At 58.2% G+C, this 17,832-nt stretch carries 20 protein-coding genes and 1 pseudogene; 14 read left to right on the forward strand and 7 right to left on the reverse strand.

Features of this window, described 5'->3' with window-relative positions:
* Positions 1-53: 53 nt before the first annotated feature.
* The 4 genes and pseudogenes from DX909_RS29910 to DX909_RS15215 all read left to right on the forward strand — a co-directional run.
* Positions 54-347 (forward strand): annotated as a pseudogene (locus DX909_RS29910) (epoxide hydrolase N-terminal domain-containing protein); the annotation flags it as partial.
* A 124-nt stretch (positions 348-471) separates the two neighbouring features.
* Positions 472-1,221, forward strand: coding sequence for an alpha/beta fold hydrolase (locus tag DX909_RS29790; RefSeq protein ID WP_229311053.1), 750 nt, complete (start codon positions 472-474; stop codon positions 1,219-1,221).
* A gap of 13 nt (positions 1,222-1,234) precedes the next feature.
* Positions 1,235-1,783: a YdeI/OmpD-associated family protein gene (locus DX909_RS15210; RefSeq protein ID WP_128546053.1), complete on the forward strand. Its 549-nt coding sequence runs from the start codon at positions 1,235-1,237 to the stop codon at positions 1,781-1,783.
* 95 nt (positions 1,784-1,878) lie between these two features.
* Positions 1,879-2,631 carry an SDR family NAD(P)-dependent oxidoreductase gene (locus DX909_RS15215; protein ID WP_128546054.1) on the forward strand — a complete coding sequence of 251 codons (753 nt, stop codon included), beginning with the start codon at positions 1,879-1,881 and terminating at the stop codon, positions 2,629-2,631.
* 123 nt (positions 2,632-2,754) lie between these two features.
* Here DX909_RS15215 and DX909_RS15220 read toward each other — a convergent pair whose 3' ends face one another.
* The 5 genes from DX909_RS15220 to DX909_RS15240 form a co-directional block, all read right to left on the reverse strand.
* Positions 2,755-3,243, reverse strand: coding sequence for a PaaI family thioesterase (locus DX909_RS15220; RefSeq protein WP_128546055.1), 489 nt, complete (start codon positions 3,241-3,243; stop codon positions 2,755-2,757).
* A gap of 67 nt (positions 3,244-3,310) precedes the next feature.
* On the reverse strand, positions 3,311-3,766 hold the full coding sequence (locus tag DX909_RS15225) for a DinB family protein (protein ID WP_128546056.1): 456 nt from the start codon (positions 3,764-3,766) through the stop codon (positions 3,311-3,313).
* Positions 3,763-4,218: a MarR family winged helix-turn-helix transcriptional regulator gene (locus DX909_RS15230; protein ID WP_229311054.1), complete on the reverse strand. Its 456-nt coding sequence runs from the start codon at positions 4,216-4,218 to the stop codon at positions 3,763-3,765. The genes DX909_RS15225 and DX909_RS15230 overlap by 4 nt, the downstream gene beginning before the upstream one ends.
* A 73-nt stretch (positions 4,219-4,291) precedes the next feature.
* Positions 4,292-5,305, reverse strand: a complete 1,014-nt coding sequence (locus tag DX909_RS15235; protein WP_128546057.1) for a bile acid:sodium symporter family protein — start codon at positions 5,303-5,305, stop codon at positions 4,292-4,294.
* A 78-nt stretch (positions 5,306-5,383) separates the two neighbouring features.
* Positions 5,384-6,313 carry a Ppx/GppA phosphatase family protein gene (locus DX909_RS15240; RefSeq protein WP_128546058.1) on the reverse strand — a complete coding sequence of 310 codons (930 nt, stop codon included), beginning with the start codon at positions 6,311-6,313 and terminating at the stop codon, positions 5,384-5,386.
* A 167-nt stretch (positions 6,314-6,480) separates the two neighbouring features.
* Between DX909_RS15240 and rpsU the strand changes: the two genes are divergently transcribed.
* The 3 genes from rpsU to DX909_RS15255 all read left to right on the forward strand — a co-directional run bounded on the left by rpsU (position 6,481) and on the right by DX909_RS15255 (position 8,427).
* Positions 6,481-6,675 carry a 30S ribosomal protein S21 gene (rpsU, locus tag DX909_RS15245; RefSeq protein WP_128546059.1) on the forward strand — a complete coding sequence of 65 codons (195 nt, stop codon included), beginning with the start codon at positions 6,481-6,483 and terminating at the stop codon, positions 6,673-6,675.
* 120 nt (positions 6,676-6,795) lie between these two features.
* Positions 6,796-7,683: a tyrosine-type recombinase/integrase gene (locus DX909_RS15250; RefSeq protein WP_128546060.1), complete on the forward strand. Its 888-nt coding sequence runs from the start codon at positions 6,796-6,798 to the stop codon at positions 7,681-7,683.
* 15 nt (positions 7,684-7,698) lie between these two features.
* Positions 7,699-8,427: an EboA domain-containing protein gene (locus tag DX909_RS15255; RefSeq protein WP_128546061.1), complete on the forward strand. Its 729-nt coding sequence runs from the start codon at positions 7,699-7,701 to the stop codon at positions 8,425-8,427.
* A 53-nt stretch (positions 8,428-8,480) separates the two neighbouring features.
* Here the strand turns inward: DX909_RS15255 and DX909_RS15260 are convergent, their stop codons facing one another.
* On the reverse strand, positions 8,481-9,158 hold the full coding sequence (locus DX909_RS15260) for an outer membrane protein (RefSeq protein ID WP_128546062.1): 678 nt from the start codon (positions 9,156-9,158) through the stop codon (positions 8,481-8,483).
* A gap of 6 nt (positions 9,159-9,164) precedes the next feature.
* Positions 9,165-9,806 carry a DUF4136 domain-containing protein gene (locus DX909_RS15265; RefSeq protein WP_128546063.1) on the reverse strand — a complete coding sequence of 214 codons (642 nt, stop codon included), beginning with the start codon at positions 9,804-9,806 and terminating at the stop codon, positions 9,165-9,167.
* A gap of 188 nt (positions 9,807-9,994) precedes the next feature.
* Between DX909_RS15265 and DX909_RS15270 the strand changes: the two genes are divergently transcribed.
* The 7 genes from DX909_RS15270 (at position 9,995) to DX909_RS15300 (ending at position 17,682) form a co-directional block, all read left to right on the forward strand.
* A complete protein-coding gene (locus tag DX909_RS15270) occupies positions 9,995-10,927 on the forward strand; it encodes a TatD family hydrolase (protein WP_128546064.1) in 933 nt (310 codons plus the stop codon).
* A gap of 116 nt (positions 10,928-11,043) precedes the next feature.
* Positions 11,044-11,925 carry a UbiA-like protein EboC gene (eboC, locus tag DX909_RS15275; protein ID WP_164851294.1) on the forward strand — a complete coding sequence of 294 codons (882 nt, stop codon included), beginning with the start codon at positions 11,044-11,046 and terminating at the stop codon, positions 11,923-11,925.
* 71 nt (positions 11,926-11,996) lie between these two features.
* On the forward strand, positions 11,997-13,145 hold the full coding sequence (locus DX909_RS15280) for a 3-dehydroquinate synthase (RefSeq protein WP_128546065.1): 1,149 nt from the start codon (positions 11,997-11,999) through the stop codon (positions 13,143-13,145).
* The gene (eboE, locus tag DX909_RS15285; RefSeq protein ID WP_128546066.1) at positions 13,142-14,356 is read left to right on the forward strand and encodes a metabolite traffic protein EboE; all 1,215 of its coding nucleotides are present in this window, start codon (positions 13,142-13,144) and stop codon (positions 14,354-14,356) included. The genes DX909_RS15280 and eboE overlap by 4 nt, the downstream gene beginning before the upstream one ends.
* Before the next feature lie 7 nt (positions 14,357-14,363).
* The gene (locus tag DX909_RS15290) at positions 14,364-15,746 is read left to right on the forward strand and encodes an alkaline phosphatase family protein (RefSeq protein WP_128546067.1); all 1,383 of its coding nucleotides are present in this window, start codon (positions 14,364-14,366) and stop codon (positions 15,744-15,746) included.
* A gap of 172 nt (positions 15,747-15,918) precedes the next feature.
* Positions 15,919-16,773, forward strand: coding sequence for an SDR family oxidoreductase (locus tag DX909_RS15295; RefSeq protein ID WP_128546068.1), 855 nt, complete (start codon positions 15,919-15,921; stop codon positions 16,771-16,773).
* A 48-nt stretch (positions 16,774-16,821) separates the two neighbouring features.
* A complete protein-coding gene (locus tag DX909_RS15300) occupies positions 16,822-17,682 on the forward strand; it encodes an SDR family oxidoreductase (protein WP_128546069.1) in 861 nt (286 codons plus the stop codon).
* The last annotated feature ends 150 nt before the right edge of the window (positions 17,683-17,832 follow it).

Consider the following 17,832-nt stretch of genomic DNA (forward strand, 5'->3'; position numbering starts at 1 on the left):
TTTTGCCGAATGAGGCAAAATGGTTATTTTAATTATTGAATCGAAACCAACTCATGACACCCGAAACCCAACCACCCAAGTTTCCTGATTCCCCCGAACCCTTCCGGATTCAGCTGCCCGAGGCCGTCCTGAATGACTTTCGGGACCGACTGGCCCGTACGCGCTGGCCCGATACCGTGGCCGGAGCAGGCTGGGAGTACGGCACCGACCTCGACTACCTGCAACGCCTTGTCGACTTCTGGCAGCATCAGTTCGACTGGCGGAAACAGGAAGCCGAACTCAACCGCCTGACGCATTACCGGGCCACCGTCGACGGCATCGGGCTTCACTTCATCCACGAACGCGGTAAGGGCCCCGACCCGCTGCCGCTGGTTCTCTTCCACGGCTGGCCGAGTTCGTTCCTTCAGATGATAAAAATCATTCCGCTGCTGACCGATCCGCTTCGGAGGCCATGCCGACGACGCATTCGACGTGATCGTTCCTTCCCTGCCCGGTTTCGGGTTCTCCGACCGGCCTGCCGAAAAGGGCATGACGGTGTTCCGAATGGCGGACCTGTTCTACCAGCTGCTCCGAAACCGGCTCGGGTACGAGCGGTTTGCCGTCCGGGGCAGCGACATCGGGGCCGGGGTCGGTAAGGAACTGGCCCGGAGCTACCCGGAAGCGGTGATCGGGCTTCACCTCAGCGGATCGAACCCCTACATTTACCAACTGCCCGGCGACCTGAGCGAAGCCGAAGCCCGGTTTGCGGAAGATGCCCAAACCTTCATGCAGCAGGAAGGAGCTTACGCCCTGCTCCAGTCGACCAAACCCCAGACACCCGCTGTCGGGCTCAACGACTCGCCGGCGGGTCTGGCCGCCTGGATCGTGGAGAAGTTCAGGCGGTGGAGCGACTGCGGAGGGGAAGTGGAAAGCCGGTTTACGAAAGAGGAACTGCTTACGAACCTGACCCTTTACTGGGCTACCGAAACCATTCATTCCTCGATGCGGGTGTATTACGAATCGGCACACGGATGGTCGCCGAATGCAGGCCGACGCGTTGAGGTTCCGACCGGCATGGCGATGCTGCCGAAAGACATTGCCGTGGCCCCCCGCGAGTGGGAAGCGCGCGAATACAACCTGACCCACTATACCGTTCTGCCGCGGGGCGGTCATTTTGCCGAATGGGAGGAACCCGAACGGCTGGCGGAGGACATTCGCAGCTTTTTCAGAACTTTCCGGTGAAAACTGCCTACGGATGGAAATTACGAAAACGTTTTACGCCCGAAACCGCGCCGAATGGCGGCAGTGGCTTCAGGAAAATTACGATAAAGAACCGGAAATCTGGCTGGTCTATTACCTGAAAGCCTCCGGCAAACCACGCGTTGCCTATGACGACGCGGTGGAGGAAGCCCTCTGCTTCGGCTGGATCGACAGCACGGCCAAGAAACTCGACGAGGAAAGCACGGTTCAGAAATTTTCGCCCCGGAAACCGAAAAGCTTTTGGTCGGAACTGAACAAGGAACGGGCCCGGAAGCTGATCGCGAACGGCCTCATGACCGAAGCAGGTCTTCGGAAGCTGGGAAGCGTCCTCGAAGAAGGATTCGAGTTCCCGGCCGATATTCTGGAAGCCCTGAAAGCCGACCCGCAGACCTGGGAGAATTTCAGCCGGTTTCCCGAAAGCTACCGGCGCATCCGCGTCGCCTTCGTCGCCGACGCCCGGAAACGGCCCGACGTGTTCGCCCAGCGGCTGGCCTATCTCCTTAAAATGACGGCCCTGAATAAGCAGTACGGAACAAAGGTATAAGGCCGGAACATGGCAGGCATGCCGGTATTGCTTACCTTTGGGCCAGGACGGAAGGTCTTCCGGACTCAAAGAACCTTATTGAAAAATTTAAGTCTATGTCCCGTATTGCGCTGATTACCGGTGCCACCTCCGGCATCGGACACGCCATTGCCGAAGCTTTCGCGGCTCTTGAATACCCACTCATCCTCTGCGGTCGCCGGCCGGACCGGCTGGAAGAGGTCCGGCAGACGCTCGGCCGCCGGACACGGGTCCATACGCTCCAGTTCGATGTGCGCGACCGGGCTGCGGTGGAACAGGCCCTTGCCGGCCTGCCCGACGACCTGAAAGCCGTCGATATTCTGGTCAACAATGCCGGGAATGCCCACGGGCTGGCCCCCATTCAGGAAGGCGACGTGGACGACTGGGATGCCATGTTGGACGGCAACGTAAAAGGGCTTCTCTACGTCACGAAAGCGATAAGCCCGGGCATGGTGGAAAAGGGAAGCGGCCACATCGTCAACATCAGTTCGATTGCCGGGAAACAGACCTATGCCAACGGAACGGTCTACTGTGCGTCCAAAGCCGCCGTCGAAGCTCTGAGCGAAGGCATGCGGCTGGACCTGACCCCATACGGTATCAAGGTCTCCAATGTAGCCCCCGGTGCGGTGGAAACCGAATTTTCGATGGTCCGCTTCAAGGGCGACGAAAGCCGGGCCGCTAAGGTCTATGAAGGCTTTACTCCCCTAACCGCCAAAGACATTGCCGACGCGGTGGTCTACATCGTCACGGCCCCTCCGCACGTCACCATCTCCGACATCACCCTCCTCGCCGGCGCCCAGGCCTCAGCAACTTCGATAAATCGAAAATAAATGAGTGATTGAAATGTTGAATGACGGTTCGCCGATGCGATTGAATGTGCGCTGCCAGTTTTAGCACCGCGGAGCCCATTCAATCGCAACGGCGAACCGTCATTCAACAATTCATTTATTCAATCATTGAAATATCATGCACGTGGTGGTGCCGTGGGCGTAGAGTTTGCCCTGTTCGTCTTCGACGCGGGCTTCGGCGGTGGCGACGCTGCGGCCGACGTGAATCACGACGCCGGTGCAGATCAGCCGGCCGGTTTTGGCCGTAATCGGGCGTACCATGTTCACCTTTAGTTCTAGGGTCGTGTAGCCCACCCCTTCCGCCAGTTGGGTATGGATGGCGCAGCCCATGGCCGAATCGCAGAGCGTACAGACCAGCCCGCCGTGTACGACGCCGATGGGGTTATAATGGAATTCGGCGGGCGTCACCGCAAAAACTGCCTTTCCTTCTTCCATCGAAACCGGCTCAAAATCGAGGGTTCTGGCGATGGGCGGAGGAGGATTCTGCCCATCCAGGATACTCTGTAAGTACGCCATGCCCGACATCTTCTTGGCGGCCTGGGCGCCTTTCATCGGGTCTTCCCAGTTGTAGTTTCTTTCTCTTTTCTCTGCCATGCGATTGGTTGGAGTGATGAAGGGCTTAGAGGTCGGAGGATGTTTGGACTTCACCCCCATTTGCTTTCTAAACCTCATTCTTCATCTCTCCTTTTTTTAACGCCTGGGCCATCTGGCCGATATGATACGAATTGTGATGCATGATAAAAACCAGCCCCTGAAGGCGGGTGACCGAGCCGACCTGGCTGCTGACGACTTCCTGCCACTGATCGTCCGGCATTTGTCCGATGGCGGTGGTCATGGCCTCCAGTGCCTGCCGCAGCAGGGCCTGAACGGCATCCGGAGAGAGTTCTTCGCCCGGATCGGACGCCCGCAGGGTCCGGGGTTCGAACGGGATCTCGAAGCCGAAAAACGGCTTTCCGAAATCCAGTATCGATTCGGCGATGTGCAGGGCGATGAATCCGGCCGAAGCCGTCTCCGGCCGGAGCCGGTTCCGGAAATTGTCCGGGGTCAGTTTTTTCAGCGGTCCGGCGAGTGATTGCCGGTGGGCATTCCAGATTTCGGTGAGCAGTTCGGTTTTCATGGGAATGATTCGTGGTTCCGGCCGGCCTTTACGGAAAAAAGCTGGTCGGAAAACTGCGCCAGCGCTTGGAGGGAATCTTCCCCCAGTTTGTCGCGCACCTGTTCATGGACTTCCTTCCAGATTGTATGACACCGTTTGGCGACCCGGTTGCCTTCCTCAGTCAGATACAGCCCGTTCCGGACATTTTCTCCGATCCAGCCGTGCCGCAGCAACCCCTGCACATCCCGACTGAGCGCCGATTTCTCGATCTGGAGCCGACGCGACAGCATGACCTGACGGACGCCCGGCTGCGCGAAGATGCTCATCAGCAGGCTGGCCTGGGCATACGTTACCCCGACCGGTGCAAAAGCCTCATTGTATAGCGAGGTGATGATGCGCGAAAGCATCCGCAGACGCCCGGCTACGCAGAAATTGGTGTCGGTCGCTCCGGCCCTGTCTTCTTCCTGTGCCAATTTTCCGGTTTTTGGCGAAAGATAGACCAAAAGTGTTGTGTATACAACCGGCCTTACTGAACGGTAATCCGGTCTATTCCTGCACCTTTTTTACCCGATTAGTACGCAATTCCGTCGGTTCTGGCCCGCTCAGGGCAGCCTTCGGCGGGCGCTGGCTCCAGTAGGTGGCCAGCAGCGAACCGGTCGTGTTCATGATCGGCCCGAAAAGGGCAGGTGCCAGACCGACGGTGGCTACTTTCCCCATCTGAAGGGCAATGCCCGAGGCCAGCCCGCCGTTCTGCAACCCGACCTCGATGGCGACGGTCCGGCAGCTCTGCTCGTCGAGTCGGAACAGACGGCCGCTCCAGTAGCCGAGCAGAAAACCGCTCAGGTTGTGGATCAGCACACACAGGGCCAGCGTCCAGCCGACCGTCAGCAGGCTGTCACGGCCGGCCGCCGTGATGATCCCCACGATCAGGACGATCCCGCCCATGGACACGAGCGGCATAATGCGGTTCAGCACCACCGCCGACTTATGGAAAACCCGGTTCAGAATCAGGCCGAGTGCTACGGGGGCGATGATGATCTGCATGATTTCCACCATCATCTTCCAGAACTCGATCTCGATGAACTGACCGGCCAGCAGCTTCATCAGGGCAGGCGTCATAAAGGGCGCGAGCAGGGTCGAAATGGAGGTAACGGTGATGGAAAGCGGTACGTCGGCTTTGGCGATGAAACACATTACGTTGGACGCCAGACCGCTGGGCGAGCAGCCGATCAGAATTACCCCGGCCGCAATTTCGGGCGGAAAGTTGAAAACGTTGGCCAGGGTATAACCCAGCCCCGGCATGATGATGAAGTGACAGATGACCCCGATCAGCACCGCTTTCGGCGTCTTGACCACCCCTTCGAAGTCCCGGATGGACATGGTGGTACCCATGCCGAGCATAATGATCTGAAGCAGGGGGAGAATCAGTTTTTTGAGAGGAAAGCCGCCGATCTGGGTAAAGGGCTGCGGGAAGGTCATCGCCAGAACCACCACCAGAACGATCAGGACGGTGTAGACAAGGTTGCGCCAGGGCGACTGCGCATTGGTTTCAGTTTTCATCAGGGTTCAGGAAAATAGGAATAAGGAGGAAATATAAGGCGAAATCAGGTTAATTCAGCAGGATTTCCTTTTCATTTTTCAGGATTTGAAATCAGGATTGTTCATGGTCGCCAGCACGCCCTCCTTCAGCGCGTAGGTCGACACCCGAATCCGGCGGATCGCGAAGGCCCGCAGCACGTAATCGATCAGGCAGGACGCCACCACGATCATATCGACCCGCAGTTCGATCATCCCCGGAAGTTCCATCCGGGCGGCATGGTCCCGGGTCAGAAACAGTTCATAGGAACGGTAAAACTCGGCCACGGGCAGGTCGAAGGCGGTTTCGTCCGGCGCCGGAAGATGCCCTTTCTCCTTCATATACTGCATATCGACCAGCGTATCGAACGTTCCCGAAGACCCCACCAGCACCTCCGGCGCATACTGGTGAACGGCATTGGCGAGGGGAAGCAGCCGTTCCTGAAAAAAATTTCCCAGCCGCCGGACGGCCCCCGGGCTGATGGGGTCGGTATCCAGAAACCGCTCCAGCAGCCGTTGCCCGCCGATTTCGAAGCTTTGTTTCCAGAAGATGCGTTCCTGATTACAAAGAATGAATTCGACGCTGCCGCCCCCGATGTCCATGACCATGGCCGCCCGGTCGTCGAGCGCCCCGGCCGACCGGACCCCGAAATAGATGTATTCGGCCTCCTGGTCGCCCGAGATGATACGGATGGGAATACCGGTTTCGGCCCGGACGATTTCGACGAATTCCTGCTGATTGCCGGCGTTTCGGATGGCGCTGGTTCCGGTAGCGACGACCTCTTCGGGCCGGACGCCGTGCCGGTCGAGCACTTCGCGAAAATACCGCAGCACGCCCAGGGCCCGCCCAACGGCCTCTTCAGCAATAATGCCCTGATTGATACCGGCCTTTCCGATTTTGGCGGGGCGGCTTTCCCGAAACAGGGTCCGGCCGGACTCCGTGATCATTAAGTGAAACGTATTCGTTCCGAGGTCGATGACTGCCTGTTTCATGCCCGCAGGATACGCAGTTTCAGGCAAAATCTGAAATGAATCTGAGGAAAAAGCCCGAATTCACCCCAACGTACCGGAAATTAGACGGCAACAACACTTGCTTTTATAGTTCGGTAAACTTACCTTTGCAATCCGTTTGGCCTCAAGAAATTAAGTATTATTCGGATATGATTATCGTAAACGTCAAAGAAAACGAGTCGATTGACAAAGCACTGAAACGCTTCAAGAAGAAATTTGAAAAGACCGGTGTACTGCGCGAACTGCGTTCCCGGACTGCCTTCGAGAAACCGTCGGTAAAGCGTCGTCAGGAGATTCTGAAAGCCGTCTATCGCGAGAGAATGTACGGCAACAAAGATCTGTAATCGACTGTTCCTCAGGGGCAGCCAACGTCACCGGCAGTAGACAGGAGTGTTTACTGCTTTTCTTTTTTTATCCCCTTTCGTAGTTTTGGTACCGACGGTTTTCTCCCCGCCCGGCGAATCATGCTTGCGCACTTCCTGGAACACATCCGCTACGAAAAACGCCTGAGCCACCATACGCTCACGGCCTACCGCAACGACCTGGAACAGTTTCAGGCCTTCCTGAACAATCGGTTCGAGCTGGAAGGAGCCGAAAAGGCCGACTTTCACCAGATCCGTTCCTGGATCGTGGAACTGGTCGAGAACGGGCTGGACAAAACCTCCGTCAACCGCAAGATTGCCACCCTGCGCAGCTTTTACGGTTTTCTGCTCCGCCGGAAAGCGATTACCGCCGACCCGATGCTGAAAATTCAGGCGCTGAAAACCAGCCGGAAAATTCCGGTGTTCGTGGAGGAAAAGCCGATGGAAACGCTGCTGGACGAATGCGACTTCCCGGACGACTTCAGCGGCCTGCGCGACAAACTCGTTCTGGAACTGCTCTACGGCACCGGCATCCGGCTTTCAGAACTGATCGGGCTGAAAACCACCGACATCAACCTCTACGAAAAAACCATCACGGTACTCGGGAAGCGCAATAAACACCGGATCATTCCGGTTCCCGAAACGCTCTTTTCGCTGCTTCAGCAATACCGGGAGGAAAAAGAAAACCGCTTTCCGCAGTCGCCGGACGGGCTGTATCTGATTCTGAGCGACCAGGGCATCAAAGCCTACCCGGTGCTGATCCAGCGGATCGTGAAGCGGTATCTGGGGCTGGTTACCACCCTGAAAAAAAAGAGCCCGCATGTGCTGCGGCATACCTACGCTACCCATCTGCTCAACCACGGCGCCGACCTGAACGCCATCAAGGATCTGCTCGGCCACAGCAGCCTGGCGGCCACCCAGGTGTATACGCACACCACCATCGAAAAATTGAAGAAAACCTACGAGCAGGCCCATCCAAAAGCAAAATGAGTTTACATTTGCTTCATGAACATCCCTGCCCTTTCCGATACCCTTTTTGATCTGATCCGGCAACAACCCAACGCCGGCCCCGGAACGGCCTACCTCAGCCGGGAGGTGGAAGCCTACCGCAGCGAACCCAACACCGCCCTGTTTTACCGCGTTTTCACGGCCATCCCCCGTTTTGTCGGGAAACAGACGCTCACCGTCGACAAGGAGTCGGCGCAGCGCCTGAATGCTCTGCGCTCCGGCTTTTCGGTCGAAGGCTGGTCCGTCGACCGGCTGGCCCGTGTCTGGTGGCTGCTTCAGCTTCCGGCCGACGACCCGACCGCCTATTTCAGTACCGTCGAGAACCTGTTCCGGGCCGCCGAGATGAATGAACTGGTGGCTCTGTATTCGGCCCTGCCGGTCCTGGCCTATCCCGAACACTGGCGCTTTCTGGCGACCGAAGCCGTCCGGAGCAACATCGGCCCCGTTCAGGAAGCCATCATGCTGCATAACCCCTACCCGGCCGAACAACTCGACGAACCGGCCTGGAACCAGTTCATTATGAAGGCGTTCTTTACGGACAAACCCGTCGAACACATTCTGGGCTTTCACGAACGCGCCAACGAACACCTCGCCCGTATCGTGACGGATTACGCCCGGGAACGCCGGGCCGCCGGCCGCACCGTACACCCCCAGTTGTGGCCCCTCGTGAAACCGTTCGCTTCCGAAGCCGACCGCACGGAACTCGAACACCTCTTTAACGCCTAATCCCGGGCCCTGGTCCGGGATTAGGCGATTCAATCGGTTCTGAGAAACCCGGCTTACCACCAGTGGTAGGAAAGCCCGACCGAAACCAGCACATTACCGCTGTTTTTCAACTCGTTGTAATTAAAAAAGACGTGCTGATACTGGGCCTGAATCTCAGCCCCTAGGTTGCTGTTCCGGCCGAACAGGAACTTAGCCCCCACCGCCGGAGCCACGGCGGCCCGCACGCCCGTCTTCTGATCGGCCAGCGACCCGTAGTAGGTGGTATAATCGACGTAAGCGCCCCCGGCTCCCAACTGCACATACGGCCGGAAGGGTGCGTTCCGCTCGGTCAGATGATAAGACCCGATTGCCATTAGCGGAACCAGCGTGAGCGTGCGGGTCTGTACGGCCGAAACATCCGATCCGTCACCGAGTGAAATGACCTGACGCGGAAGCCGGTCCGACGTATACTGGTGGCCGATGCGGCCGCCAAGGGATAAATGCCCCGGGAAATCGGCTTCGATCGCCAGCGCGAAGTTGCGCGTCCCCATTTTATCGATATAGCTCTGCTGGGAGGAAGTCGGGAAGCCGACCCCGTAAAAAACCGTAGCCGAGCCGGAGGAATACCGGCTGTTGTTGGGAACCCGGCCTCGGGCGCGCGGCCGCTCTTCCGGGTCGGCACCGATCTGGGCATAGGCGGAAAAGCCCCACGCCAGCCCGATCAGGGTGAAAATGAGTTGGATCCGTTTCATGGTCGTTTACTGGTTCGCCCGCAGATAGGTTGACTGACTGAATACACTGGAGAGCAGGTTGTCCAGGGAAGCATCGTCGAAGATGCCGCTGCCCCGGATTTCGGCCTGCCAGATCACGTTGAGCTGACAGTCGCTGGTGTTGCGGTTCCGGAGGTCTACCATCTGGATCATCCAATAGTCGTCACTTACCTGGTAGAACGAATAATAGTTGGGGTAAGACGGATAATAATTGAACCCATACCCTCCGAAGCCCCAGTAGTCCAGGTAGTAAGGAGAAAAAGGCGAGGTAGTCACCCCGACGTACTGGTTGCTGATCCGGATGACGGCCACCCCGATATCCGGGTTCGTGGACCGCGCTACCCGCTGATAGCCCCGGCTGGTCAGCGTCTGCGCCAGACGGTCCAGAAACCGCAGTTCCAGCGCCGAAGCCGATGTACCTTCCTGATTATTGGAAACGACCACCACCGAATCCGGCAGGCTGAAGGTCCGGTAGTTGGCGAAGTTGACCGAGCGGTCATAGTTGGTAATAAAGACCTGACTATCTTCGGCGGTCAGGTCAGCGAGCGGGTCGGGCCGGCAGGAAGAAATTCCACTTCCCATTCCTGCACTGACCACCACCCACAGCAGAATCTTGCACAATCGTTCCATGATAAATACTGACAATTAAGTTGTAACCGACTATTTAACTATGGGTTTCGGTTAAAGTTTGAACGAGTGAGAAAGTGATAAATATCATCGGAAACGGGAAAGAAAACTTTCTTTAGTCATTGAACCGGAACGTTGAATCTTGCAATTTGCAACCCAATCCAAACGGTTTCCGATACCCATTCAATCGTATGAGCTTTTTAGAAACGATACGCGGGATGAAGTTTTTCGACATGCACGTCCACATGACGTCCCGCACGACCGACGACTACCAGGCGATGGCCGACGCCGGTATCGTCGCCCTCATCGAGCCGGCTTTCTGGCTCGGTCAGCCCCGAACGGGGGTGGACTCGTTCCGGGACTATTTCGCCAGCCTCGTGGGTTGGGAGCGGTTCCGGGCGTTGCAGTTCGGAATCCGCCATTACTGCACCATTGGTCTGAACTCGAAAGAAGCCAACAACGAGGCCCTGGCCGAACAGGTGATGGAGATTCTGCCCCTGTTTCTTTATAAGGAAGGCGTTGTCGGTGTGGGCGAAATCGGCTTCGACGACCAGACTCCGGCCGAGGAGAAATACTACCGCGCCCAGCTCGACCTGGCCCGGGAAGCTAATCTGCCCGTGCAGATCCATACCCCGCACCGCGACAAGAAGCAGGGTACGAGCCGCAGCATGGACATCGCTCTCGAACATGGCCTCGCCCCCGGCATGGTGATCGTCGACCATAACAACGAGGAGACCGTAAAGGAAGTCCTGGACCGGGGCTTCTGGGCCGGTTTTACGATCTACCCGTTCACGAAAATGGGCAACGAGCGGATGGTGGAAGTGGTGAGGCAGTACGGACCGGAGCGTATCATGGTCAATTCGGCCGCCGACTGGGGCATCAGCGATCCGCTGGCCGTACCGAAAACGGCCGCCCTGATGAAGGAACGCGGTATCTCGGAGGAAGCCATCCGACTGGTGACCTTTCAGAACGCTCTGACGGCCTTCGGGCAGAGCGGCCAGGTCAGCGCCGAAGACCTCGAACAACCCATCGACATCGACCAGAGCCAGCGCTACAACGGCAGTTCGGTGCTGCGCGGGGGCCAGGCGCCGAGGGTCGATAAGGCATCGACGATCATTAAGTAAACTAATCCTGAATAGCGAATAATGAATATCGAATAAGGCAGGGTTAATACCCGGTACGGCTTTCCGGCGGAGCTTCTTCGTTATTCGATATTCATTATTCCTCATTCGATAGTCCCTTGGCGAAGCTCCTCCCTCTGCTGCGTTTAACCCGCCCGGCCAACCTCGTTACCGCCGTTGCCGACGTCCTGGCCGGGATGGCCATTGCCGGGTATTTTCTGATTCCGGATGCCGACCCCGTTCCGGTGGGCTGGCTCTGCCTGTCGACCGTCGGCCTGTACGGGGGAGGGGTGGTGTTCAACGACGTGTTCGATGCCGAACTGGACGCCGTCGAACGCCCTGAGCGGCCGATCCCGAGCGGACAGGTCAGCCTCCGGCAGGCCACGCTGCTGGCCGTCGGGCTGCTGCTGATCGGCATCGGAGCGGCTTTCCGGGTCAATACGACGGCCGGTCTGCTGGCGGTCGCCATTGCGGTGGCATCGGTCATTTATGATCGTTACGGAAAACACCACGCCTTTTTCGGTCCGCTGAACATGGGTTTGTGCCGGGGGCTGAATCTGCTGCTCGGCGTCGGCATTCTGCCGGACCAGGTGCAGCCGTGGGCCTGGGTCGGCCTCATTCCGATCATTTACATTGCCGCCATCACGATGATCAGCCGGGGCGAAGTCCACGGCGGCAATGTCGGAGCGCTGCGGCTGGCCGGTATGCTCTACGGGCTGGTCATCGCCGGCATTGCGGCCATCGCGCAGTACCGCAACCAGCTCGGGACCGCCTTCCCGTTTCTTCTCATTTTCGGATATTTCATCTTCCCTCCGCTCTGGCGGGCCGTCCGCGAACCGGCGGGCCGGAATATCGGAATGGCCGTAAAAGCCGGAGTGCTTTCCCTCATCGTCATGAATGCCGCCTGGGTGGCCGCGTTCGCGTCGTTTCCCCTGGCGATGCTGGTGGTCTGTTTATTGCCGCTTTCGCGATTACTGGCAAAAGCATTCGCGGTTACCTGAACCGGAAGGGGTAGTATTCCGTTTCATTTTTAGGTAACTTTGAGTTTTTATAGCCATTAGCGTCACCTGTTATGAATACCCTGCATCAGTCGTTCAGCGTCCGGTTTACGTATGACGTATACTTTACCGAAAACCTGTTCGACACCCTGAATCCTGCCCTACTCGATTTTTTCAAGAAACACCATACGGAAGGCTACCGCAAGAAACTCCTGTTCATTCTCGACCAGGGGGTGGTGGCCGGCCACCCGGATTTACCGGAACGGATCAATACCTACTTTGCCTCCCAATCCGTCGTCGACCTGGTTCCGGACCTGATCGTGATCCCGGGCGGGGAGGGCGCCAAGAACGACCCGACGCTGGTGGACCGGCTGGTCGATGCGGTAGACCGCTACGGGATCGACCGCCATTCCTACGTGCTGGCCGTCGGCGGGGGCTCGGTGCTGGATCTGGTCGGTTATGTGGCCGCCATCTCTCACCGGGGCATCCGGCACGTCCGCATCCCGACGACGGTATTGTCACAGAACGATTCCGGAGTAGGGGTCAAAAACGGCATCAACTACCACAGCAAGAAGAACTTTCTCGGCTCCTTTGCTCCGCCGGTGGCGGTTTTCAACGATTCCACTTTCCTGACGACCCTCGACGACCGCGACTGGCGGTCCGGCATCTCGGAGGCCGTCAAGGTGGCCCTGATCAAGGACCAGGTCTTCTTCGGGTGGCTGGAGGAAAACGCCGGGAAGCTGGCCGCCCGCGACAAGGCCGCCATGGAATACCTCGTGCATCGCTGCGCCGAACTGCACCTCAACCACATTGCCAGCGGGGACCCGTTCGAGATGGGCTCGTCGCGACCCCTTGATTTCGGCCACTGGAGCGCCCACAAACTGGAGCAGCTGACCGGTTTTGAAGTCCGGCACGGGGAAGCGGTCGCCATCGGCATTGCCATGGACAGCCTGTACTCCTACCGGCTCGGCTGGCTCACCCAGGCGGAAGTCAACCGCATCCTGAATCTCGAACGGGCGCTTGGTTTCGACCTCTACCATCCGGCGCTCGAAGGCGACAGTGTTCTGAAAGGACTGGGCGAATTTCGCGAACACCTCGGCGGACTGCTGACCATTATGCTCCTGCGGTCCATCGGAACCGGAGAAGAAGTCCACGAAATGGATGAGAACCTGATCCGCGAAGTCATCACCACCCTCAAAGAGACTGAAGCGCAGCCCGTATGAAGACCCCGCTGGGACACCTAAGTTACTGCACCAACATACACCCCGGGGAAGACTGGAACAGCCATTTTCAGGCAATCCAGCAGGCCGTTCCGGGCATCAAACGCGAGCTTTCACCCGACCGTCTCTTCGGGATCGGCCTCCGCCTTTCCAACGTGGCCGCCGTGGAGCTGTCCCGGCCCGAACAGGTGGCCGAATTCAAATCCTGGCTCGAAGCCAACGGCTGCTACGTCTTCACGATGAACGGATTTCCGTTCGGCGGCTTTCACCGGACCCGCGTCAAAGACCAGGTCCACGCCCCCGACTGGCGGACTGAAGCGCGGGCCGACTACACCATCCGGATGTTCCGGATTCTGGCTGACCTGCAATCCGGCGACATAACCACCCAACCCGGTATTTCGACCTCGCCCCTCTCCTACCGGCACTGGTTCCGGTGGGACGACCGCGACGAGCGCGACCGGATTTTCGAAGCGACTACCCAGCGTCTGGCGACGGTCGTGGAAGAACTCGTCCGGATCAAGCGCGGGCGGGGGCTGAGCATGCACCTCGACATCGAACCCGAACCCGACGGCCTGCTGGAAACCGGCACCGAGTTCATCGACTGGTTCAATCTGTACCTCCTGCCCATCGGCATCGAGCGGCTGAACGAAACTTTCGGGATGTCGGCGGCCGAAGCGGAAGCGGCTTTGAAGGAACACGTCCAGCTTTGCTTCGACGTATGTCACTTTGCGGTCGGTTTCGAGCAGACCGACGAGGTGTTGCAGCAACTGAGGAAAAACGGCCTGAAGGTCGGCAAGATTCAAATCAGCGCGGCCCTGAAAGCCACTTTCCCGCAGGAGCCCAACGGGCGGGTGATGGTGCGCGACCAGTTCCGGCATTTTAACGAACCGACCTATCTTCATCAGGTGGTGGCCCTCGACGACGAGGGGCAGCTGCTCCGGTTCCCGGATTTACCCGAAGCACTCGAAGCCTTCGACGACGGCCATGCCGAATGGCGGGCACACTTCCACGTACCGATTTTCATCGAAGATTACGGGCTGCTGCGGTCCACCCAGGACGAGATTCTGAACGTGCTCCGGCTTCAGCAGGAAACCCCCTTTACGGACCAGCTGGAGGTGGAAACCTATACCTGGGAGGTGCTGCCCGAAGAACTGAAACTTCCCCTGAACGAATCGATCACGCGGGAGCTGGAATGGGTGTTAACCAATATCTGAAAAGGAGATGAACAAGACCATCGTACTCGACGTGGTGGGGCTTTCGTCGTCGCTGATCGGCGAGCATACCCCCTTTCTGAAACAATGGCTGAGCAATAAAAAACTGTCGACCATCGATCCGATGCTGCCGGCGGTTACTACCTCCGTCCAGTCGACCTACGTCACAGGCCAGTGGCCCACCGAACACGGCATCGTGGGCAACGGCTGGTATGACCGCATCGACTGCGAAGTAAAGTTCTGGAAACAGGCGAACAAGCTCGTGGCCGGGGAGAAAATTTGGGAGAAAGCCCGGCGGCTGGACCCCTCCTTCACGGTTTCCAAGATGTTCTGGTGGTACAATATGTACTCCTCGGCCGACTTTTCGGTGACCCCCCGCCCGCAATACCACGCCGACGGCGTCAAGGCGCCCGACTGCTACAGCCACCCCGCCGACCTCCGCGACCGCCTTCAGGATGCCCTCGGCACCTTTCCCCTGTTCAACTTCTGGGGGCCGAACGCCAACATCAAATCGTCGCGCTGGATTGCCGATGCCTCGATGCTCGTCGACCGCTGGCACAACCCGACGCTGACGCTGATCTACCTGCCCCACCTCGACTACGGTCTGCAGAAGTTCGGGCAGGATTTCGGCAAAATCGGCAAAGACCTCGGCGAAATCGACCACGTCTGCCGCGACCTGATCCAGTTTTATGAGAAGCAGGGCGCTCATGTCATCCTGCTGTCGGAATACGGTATTACGAATGTCAACCGCCCGATTCACCTGAACCGCAGTCTCCGGGAGGCCGGGCTGATTCAGGTGCGGGTCGAGCAGGGCCTGGAACTGCTGGACCCCGGCGCTTCCCGGGCGTTTGTCGTCGCCGACCACCAGGTGGCCCATGTCTACGTCAACGACCCTTCCTGCACGGCCCAGGTACGCGCCCTTCTCGAAAAAACACCCGGCGTCGAGCTGGTTCTCGATGATGCCGGGAAGAAACAATACCACATCGATCATGAACGCTCCGGCGATTTCGTGGTCATGGCCGACGCCGACAGCTGGTTTACCTACTATTACTGGCAGGACGACGCCAAAGCTCCGGATTACGCCCGGCTGGTGGATATTCACCGGAAACCCGGGTACGACCCCGTGGAGATGTTCATGGACCCGGCCAACCCGATGGTCAAGCTGAAGGCCGGCTATAAACTCATTCGTAAAAAGCTGGGGTTCCGTTACCTGATGAACGTCATTCCGCTGGATGCCACCCTGGTGAAAGGCTCGCACGGACGGGTCGGCACGCGGCCTGAATTCCATCCGGTCTTCGCCGACAGCCGCTCCGACGGCAAACCGCTTCAGGCAACCGACGTCTTCAGCCGGGTTTGGGAAACCCTGACGGCCGGGATTTATCAGACAAGCTGAACGGCCGGCCGGGGACTTTTCCAACGCCCTGACCCCGTCGAGGACCGAATCCTCGACGGGGTTTTTCTTTTTGGACCATTGGGTAAGAGAATCCTATCATTCAAAAGGAAATTGAGTTAAACCGAAACAGTTCTTTCTGATTTACTCAACGACGGAAGGATTTCATTACGTTATGGAAAACAAAATCCCACCCCAGCATCAGGACGTTCAGCCCGGTCTGGAAAGCGAGCTGGACCCGCAGCCGAAAGTAATCCGGTATGCGTATGTCGGCTCCGGCAAACTGAAGGGCAAGGTCGCCCTGATTACGGGGGGCGACAGCGGCATCGGTCGGGCGGTGGCGGTTCATTACGCCCGCGAGGGCGCCGACGTATCCATCGTGTATACGCCCCGTGAGGAAGAAGACGCGCAGAAAACCAAAACGCTGGTGCAGGCCGAGGGGCGCGAATGCCTGCTGCTCCCCGGCGACCTGAAAGACCCGGCTTTCTGCGAAAAAGTGGTGGAAGACACGGTCCGGCGGTTCGGTAAACTGAACATTCTGGTCAACAATGCGGCCGTTCAGTATCAGCACAAGACCTTCGAGGAATTGACGGACGAGGATCTGGTCGAAACCTTCGAGACGAATATTTACGCCATATTCCGGGTTTCCCGGGCGGCTCTGCGTCATCTCAACAAAGGGGACACCATCATCAATACAACCTCCGTCACTGCCTACCAGGGCCGCGCCGACCTGCCGGAATATTCCTCTACCAAAGGCGCGATCATGGCTTTTACCCGGGCGCTTTCGTCCAATCTGGCTAAGAAAAAAATCCGGGTCAACGGCGTGGCGCCCGGTCCCATCTGGACCCCGCTGAACCCGGCTTCGGTCGGTGCGAAAGAGGTAGCCCAGTTTGGGAAAGACGTGCCGATGAAACGCCCCGGCCAGCCCTGCGAAGTGGCCCCGGCTTATGTCTATCTGGCTTCCGAGGACTCCAGTTACGTCAGCGGTCAGGTGATCCACCCCAACGGGGGCACCATCATCAACGCCTGACTTATCGCCTTTCAGCCCCAACAGCCTCACGGCCCAAAAGAATTTTCTATGAATTACGACATCGGAACCCCGCCCCAGCACCAGAACGCACAGCCGGGGCTGGAATATGAAATGAATCCGCAGCCCATCTACATCCGGGATTCCTACGTCGGAACCGGCAAGCTACAGGATAAAATTGCCCTGATTACGGGGGGCGACAGCGGCATCGGTCGGGCGGTGGCGGTTCATTACGCCCGCGAGGGCGCCGATCTGGCCATTATTTACCATCCGCGGGAGGAACAGGACGCTCAGGAAACCGGACGGCTGGTGGCGGCCGAGGGCCGGCGCTGTCTGCTCCTGCCCGGCGACCTCCGCAATCCCTCGTTCATCCGGCAGGCGGTCGACCGGGTGAAAAGTGAATACCGACACGTCAACATTCTGGTCAATAATGCCGCCAACCACGTCGAGCAGCAGGAATTCACCGACATCTCCGACCAGCAGATGATCGAAACCTTCGAGCTGAACATTCTGGCGATCTTCCGGCTGACCAAACTGGTGCTGCCGCTGATGAACCAGTACGACAGCATCATCAACACGACTTCGGTCGTCTCGTACCGCGGCAGCACCGCCCTGGTCGATTATTCTTCGACCAAAGGAGCGGTTACGGCCTTTACGCGCTCGCTTTCCCAGCATCTGGTGGAACGCAACATCCGGGTCAATGCGGTGGCTCCGGGTCCGATCTGGACTCCGCTGATCGTCTCGACACGGACGGAGGAAGAGGTGGCGGAGTTCGGAAAGAAAACGCCGATGGAACGTCCCGGACAGCCCGCGGAAGTAGCACCGGCCTACGTGTTCCTGGCTTCGGAAGACGCTTCGTACATTACCGGGCAGGTCATGCACATCAACGGCGGGGAGGTCATCAACGGCTGATGCTTCCGGGCCGAAACCGACATTGGAGAAGGAGAAATAGCCGGTTTTCAGACAAAAAGTTTAGAACTTTACAAGGAATCTTTCGATACGTTACGGCGGGCAGAGCCGCCTAAACTATGCTTGGGAAGTCCAGGAGAAACATTAGGGGGG

It is taken from the genome of Larkinella soli, assembly GCF_003703975.1.
Classification (GTDB): Bacteria; Bacteroidota; Bacteroidia; order Cytophagales; family Spirosomataceae; genus Larkinella; species Larkinella soli.

What these genes read in the sequence shown, in the direction of transcription:
- DX909_RS15250 (WP_128546060.1), top strand. Translation starts at nt 6,796, where the DNA reads ATGCTTGCGCACTTCCTGGAACACATCCGCTACGAAAAACGCCTGAGC.
- DX909_RS15260 (WP_128546062.1), bottom strand. Translation starts at nt 9,158, where the DNA reads ATGAAACGGATCCAACTCATTTTCACCCTGATCGGGCTGGCGTGGGGC.
- DX909_RS15270 (WP_128546064.1), top strand. Translation starts at nt 9,995, where the DNA reads ATGAGCTTTTTAGAAACGATACGCGGGATGAAGTTTTTCGACATGCAC.
- DX909_RS15210 (WP_128546053.1), top strand. Translation starts at nt 1,235, where the DNA reads ATGGAAATTACGAAAACGTTTTACGCCCGAAACCGCGCCGAATGGCGG.
- DX909_RS15255 (WP_128546061.1), top strand. Translation starts at nt 7,699, where the DNA reads ATGAACATCCCTGCCCTTTCCGATACCCTTTTTGATCTGATCCGGCAA.
- DX909_RS15235 (WP_128546057.1), bottom strand. Translation starts at nt 5,305, where the DNA reads ATGAAAACTGAAACCAATGCGCAGTCGCCCTGGCGCAACCTTGTCTAC.
- DX909_RS15300 (WP_128546069.1), top strand. Translation starts at nt 16,822, where the DNA reads ATGAATTACGACATCGGAACCCCGCCCCAGCACCAGAACGCACAGCCG.
- DX909_RS15265 (WP_128546063.1), bottom strand. Translation starts at nt 9,806, where the DNA reads ATGGAACGATTGTGCAAGATTCTGCTGTGGGTGGTGGTCAGTGCAGGA.
- rpsU (WP_128546059.1), top strand. Translation starts at nt 6,481, where the DNA reads ATGATTATCGTAAACGTCAAAGAAAACGAGTCGATTGACAAAGCACTG.
- DX909_RS15215 (WP_128546054.1), top strand. Translation starts at nt 1,879, where the DNA reads ATGTCCCGTATTGCGCTGATTACCGGTGCCACCTCCGGCATCGGACAC.
- DX909_RS15225 (WP_128546056.1), bottom strand. Translation starts at nt 3,766, where the DNA reads ATGAAAACCGAACTGCTCACCGAAATCTGGAATGCCCACCGGCAATCA.
- DX909_RS15240 (WP_128546058.1), bottom strand. Translation starts at nt 6,313, where the DNA reads ATGAAACAGGCAGTCATCGACCTCGGAACGAATACGTTTCACTTAATG.
- DX909_RS15220 (WP_128546055.1), bottom strand. Translation starts at nt 3,243, where the DNA reads ATGGCAGAGAAAAGAGAAAGAAACTACAACTGGGAAGACCCGATGAAA.
- DX909_RS15290 (WP_128546067.1), top strand. Translation starts at nt 14,364, where the DNA reads ATGAACAAGACCATCGTACTCGACGTGGTGGGGCTTTCGTCGTCGCTG.
- DX909_RS15280 (WP_128546065.1), top strand. Translation starts at nt 11,997, where the DNA reads ATGAATACCCTGCATCAGTCGTTCAGCGTCCGGTTTACGTATGACGTA.
- DX909_RS15295 (WP_128546068.1), top strand. Translation starts at nt 15,919, where the DNA reads ATGGAAAACAAAATCCCACCCCAGCATCAGGACGTTCAGCCCGGTCTG.
- eboE (WP_128546066.1), top strand. Translation starts at nt 13,142, where the DNA reads ATGAAGACCCCGCTGGGACACCTAAGTTACTGCACCAACATACACCCC.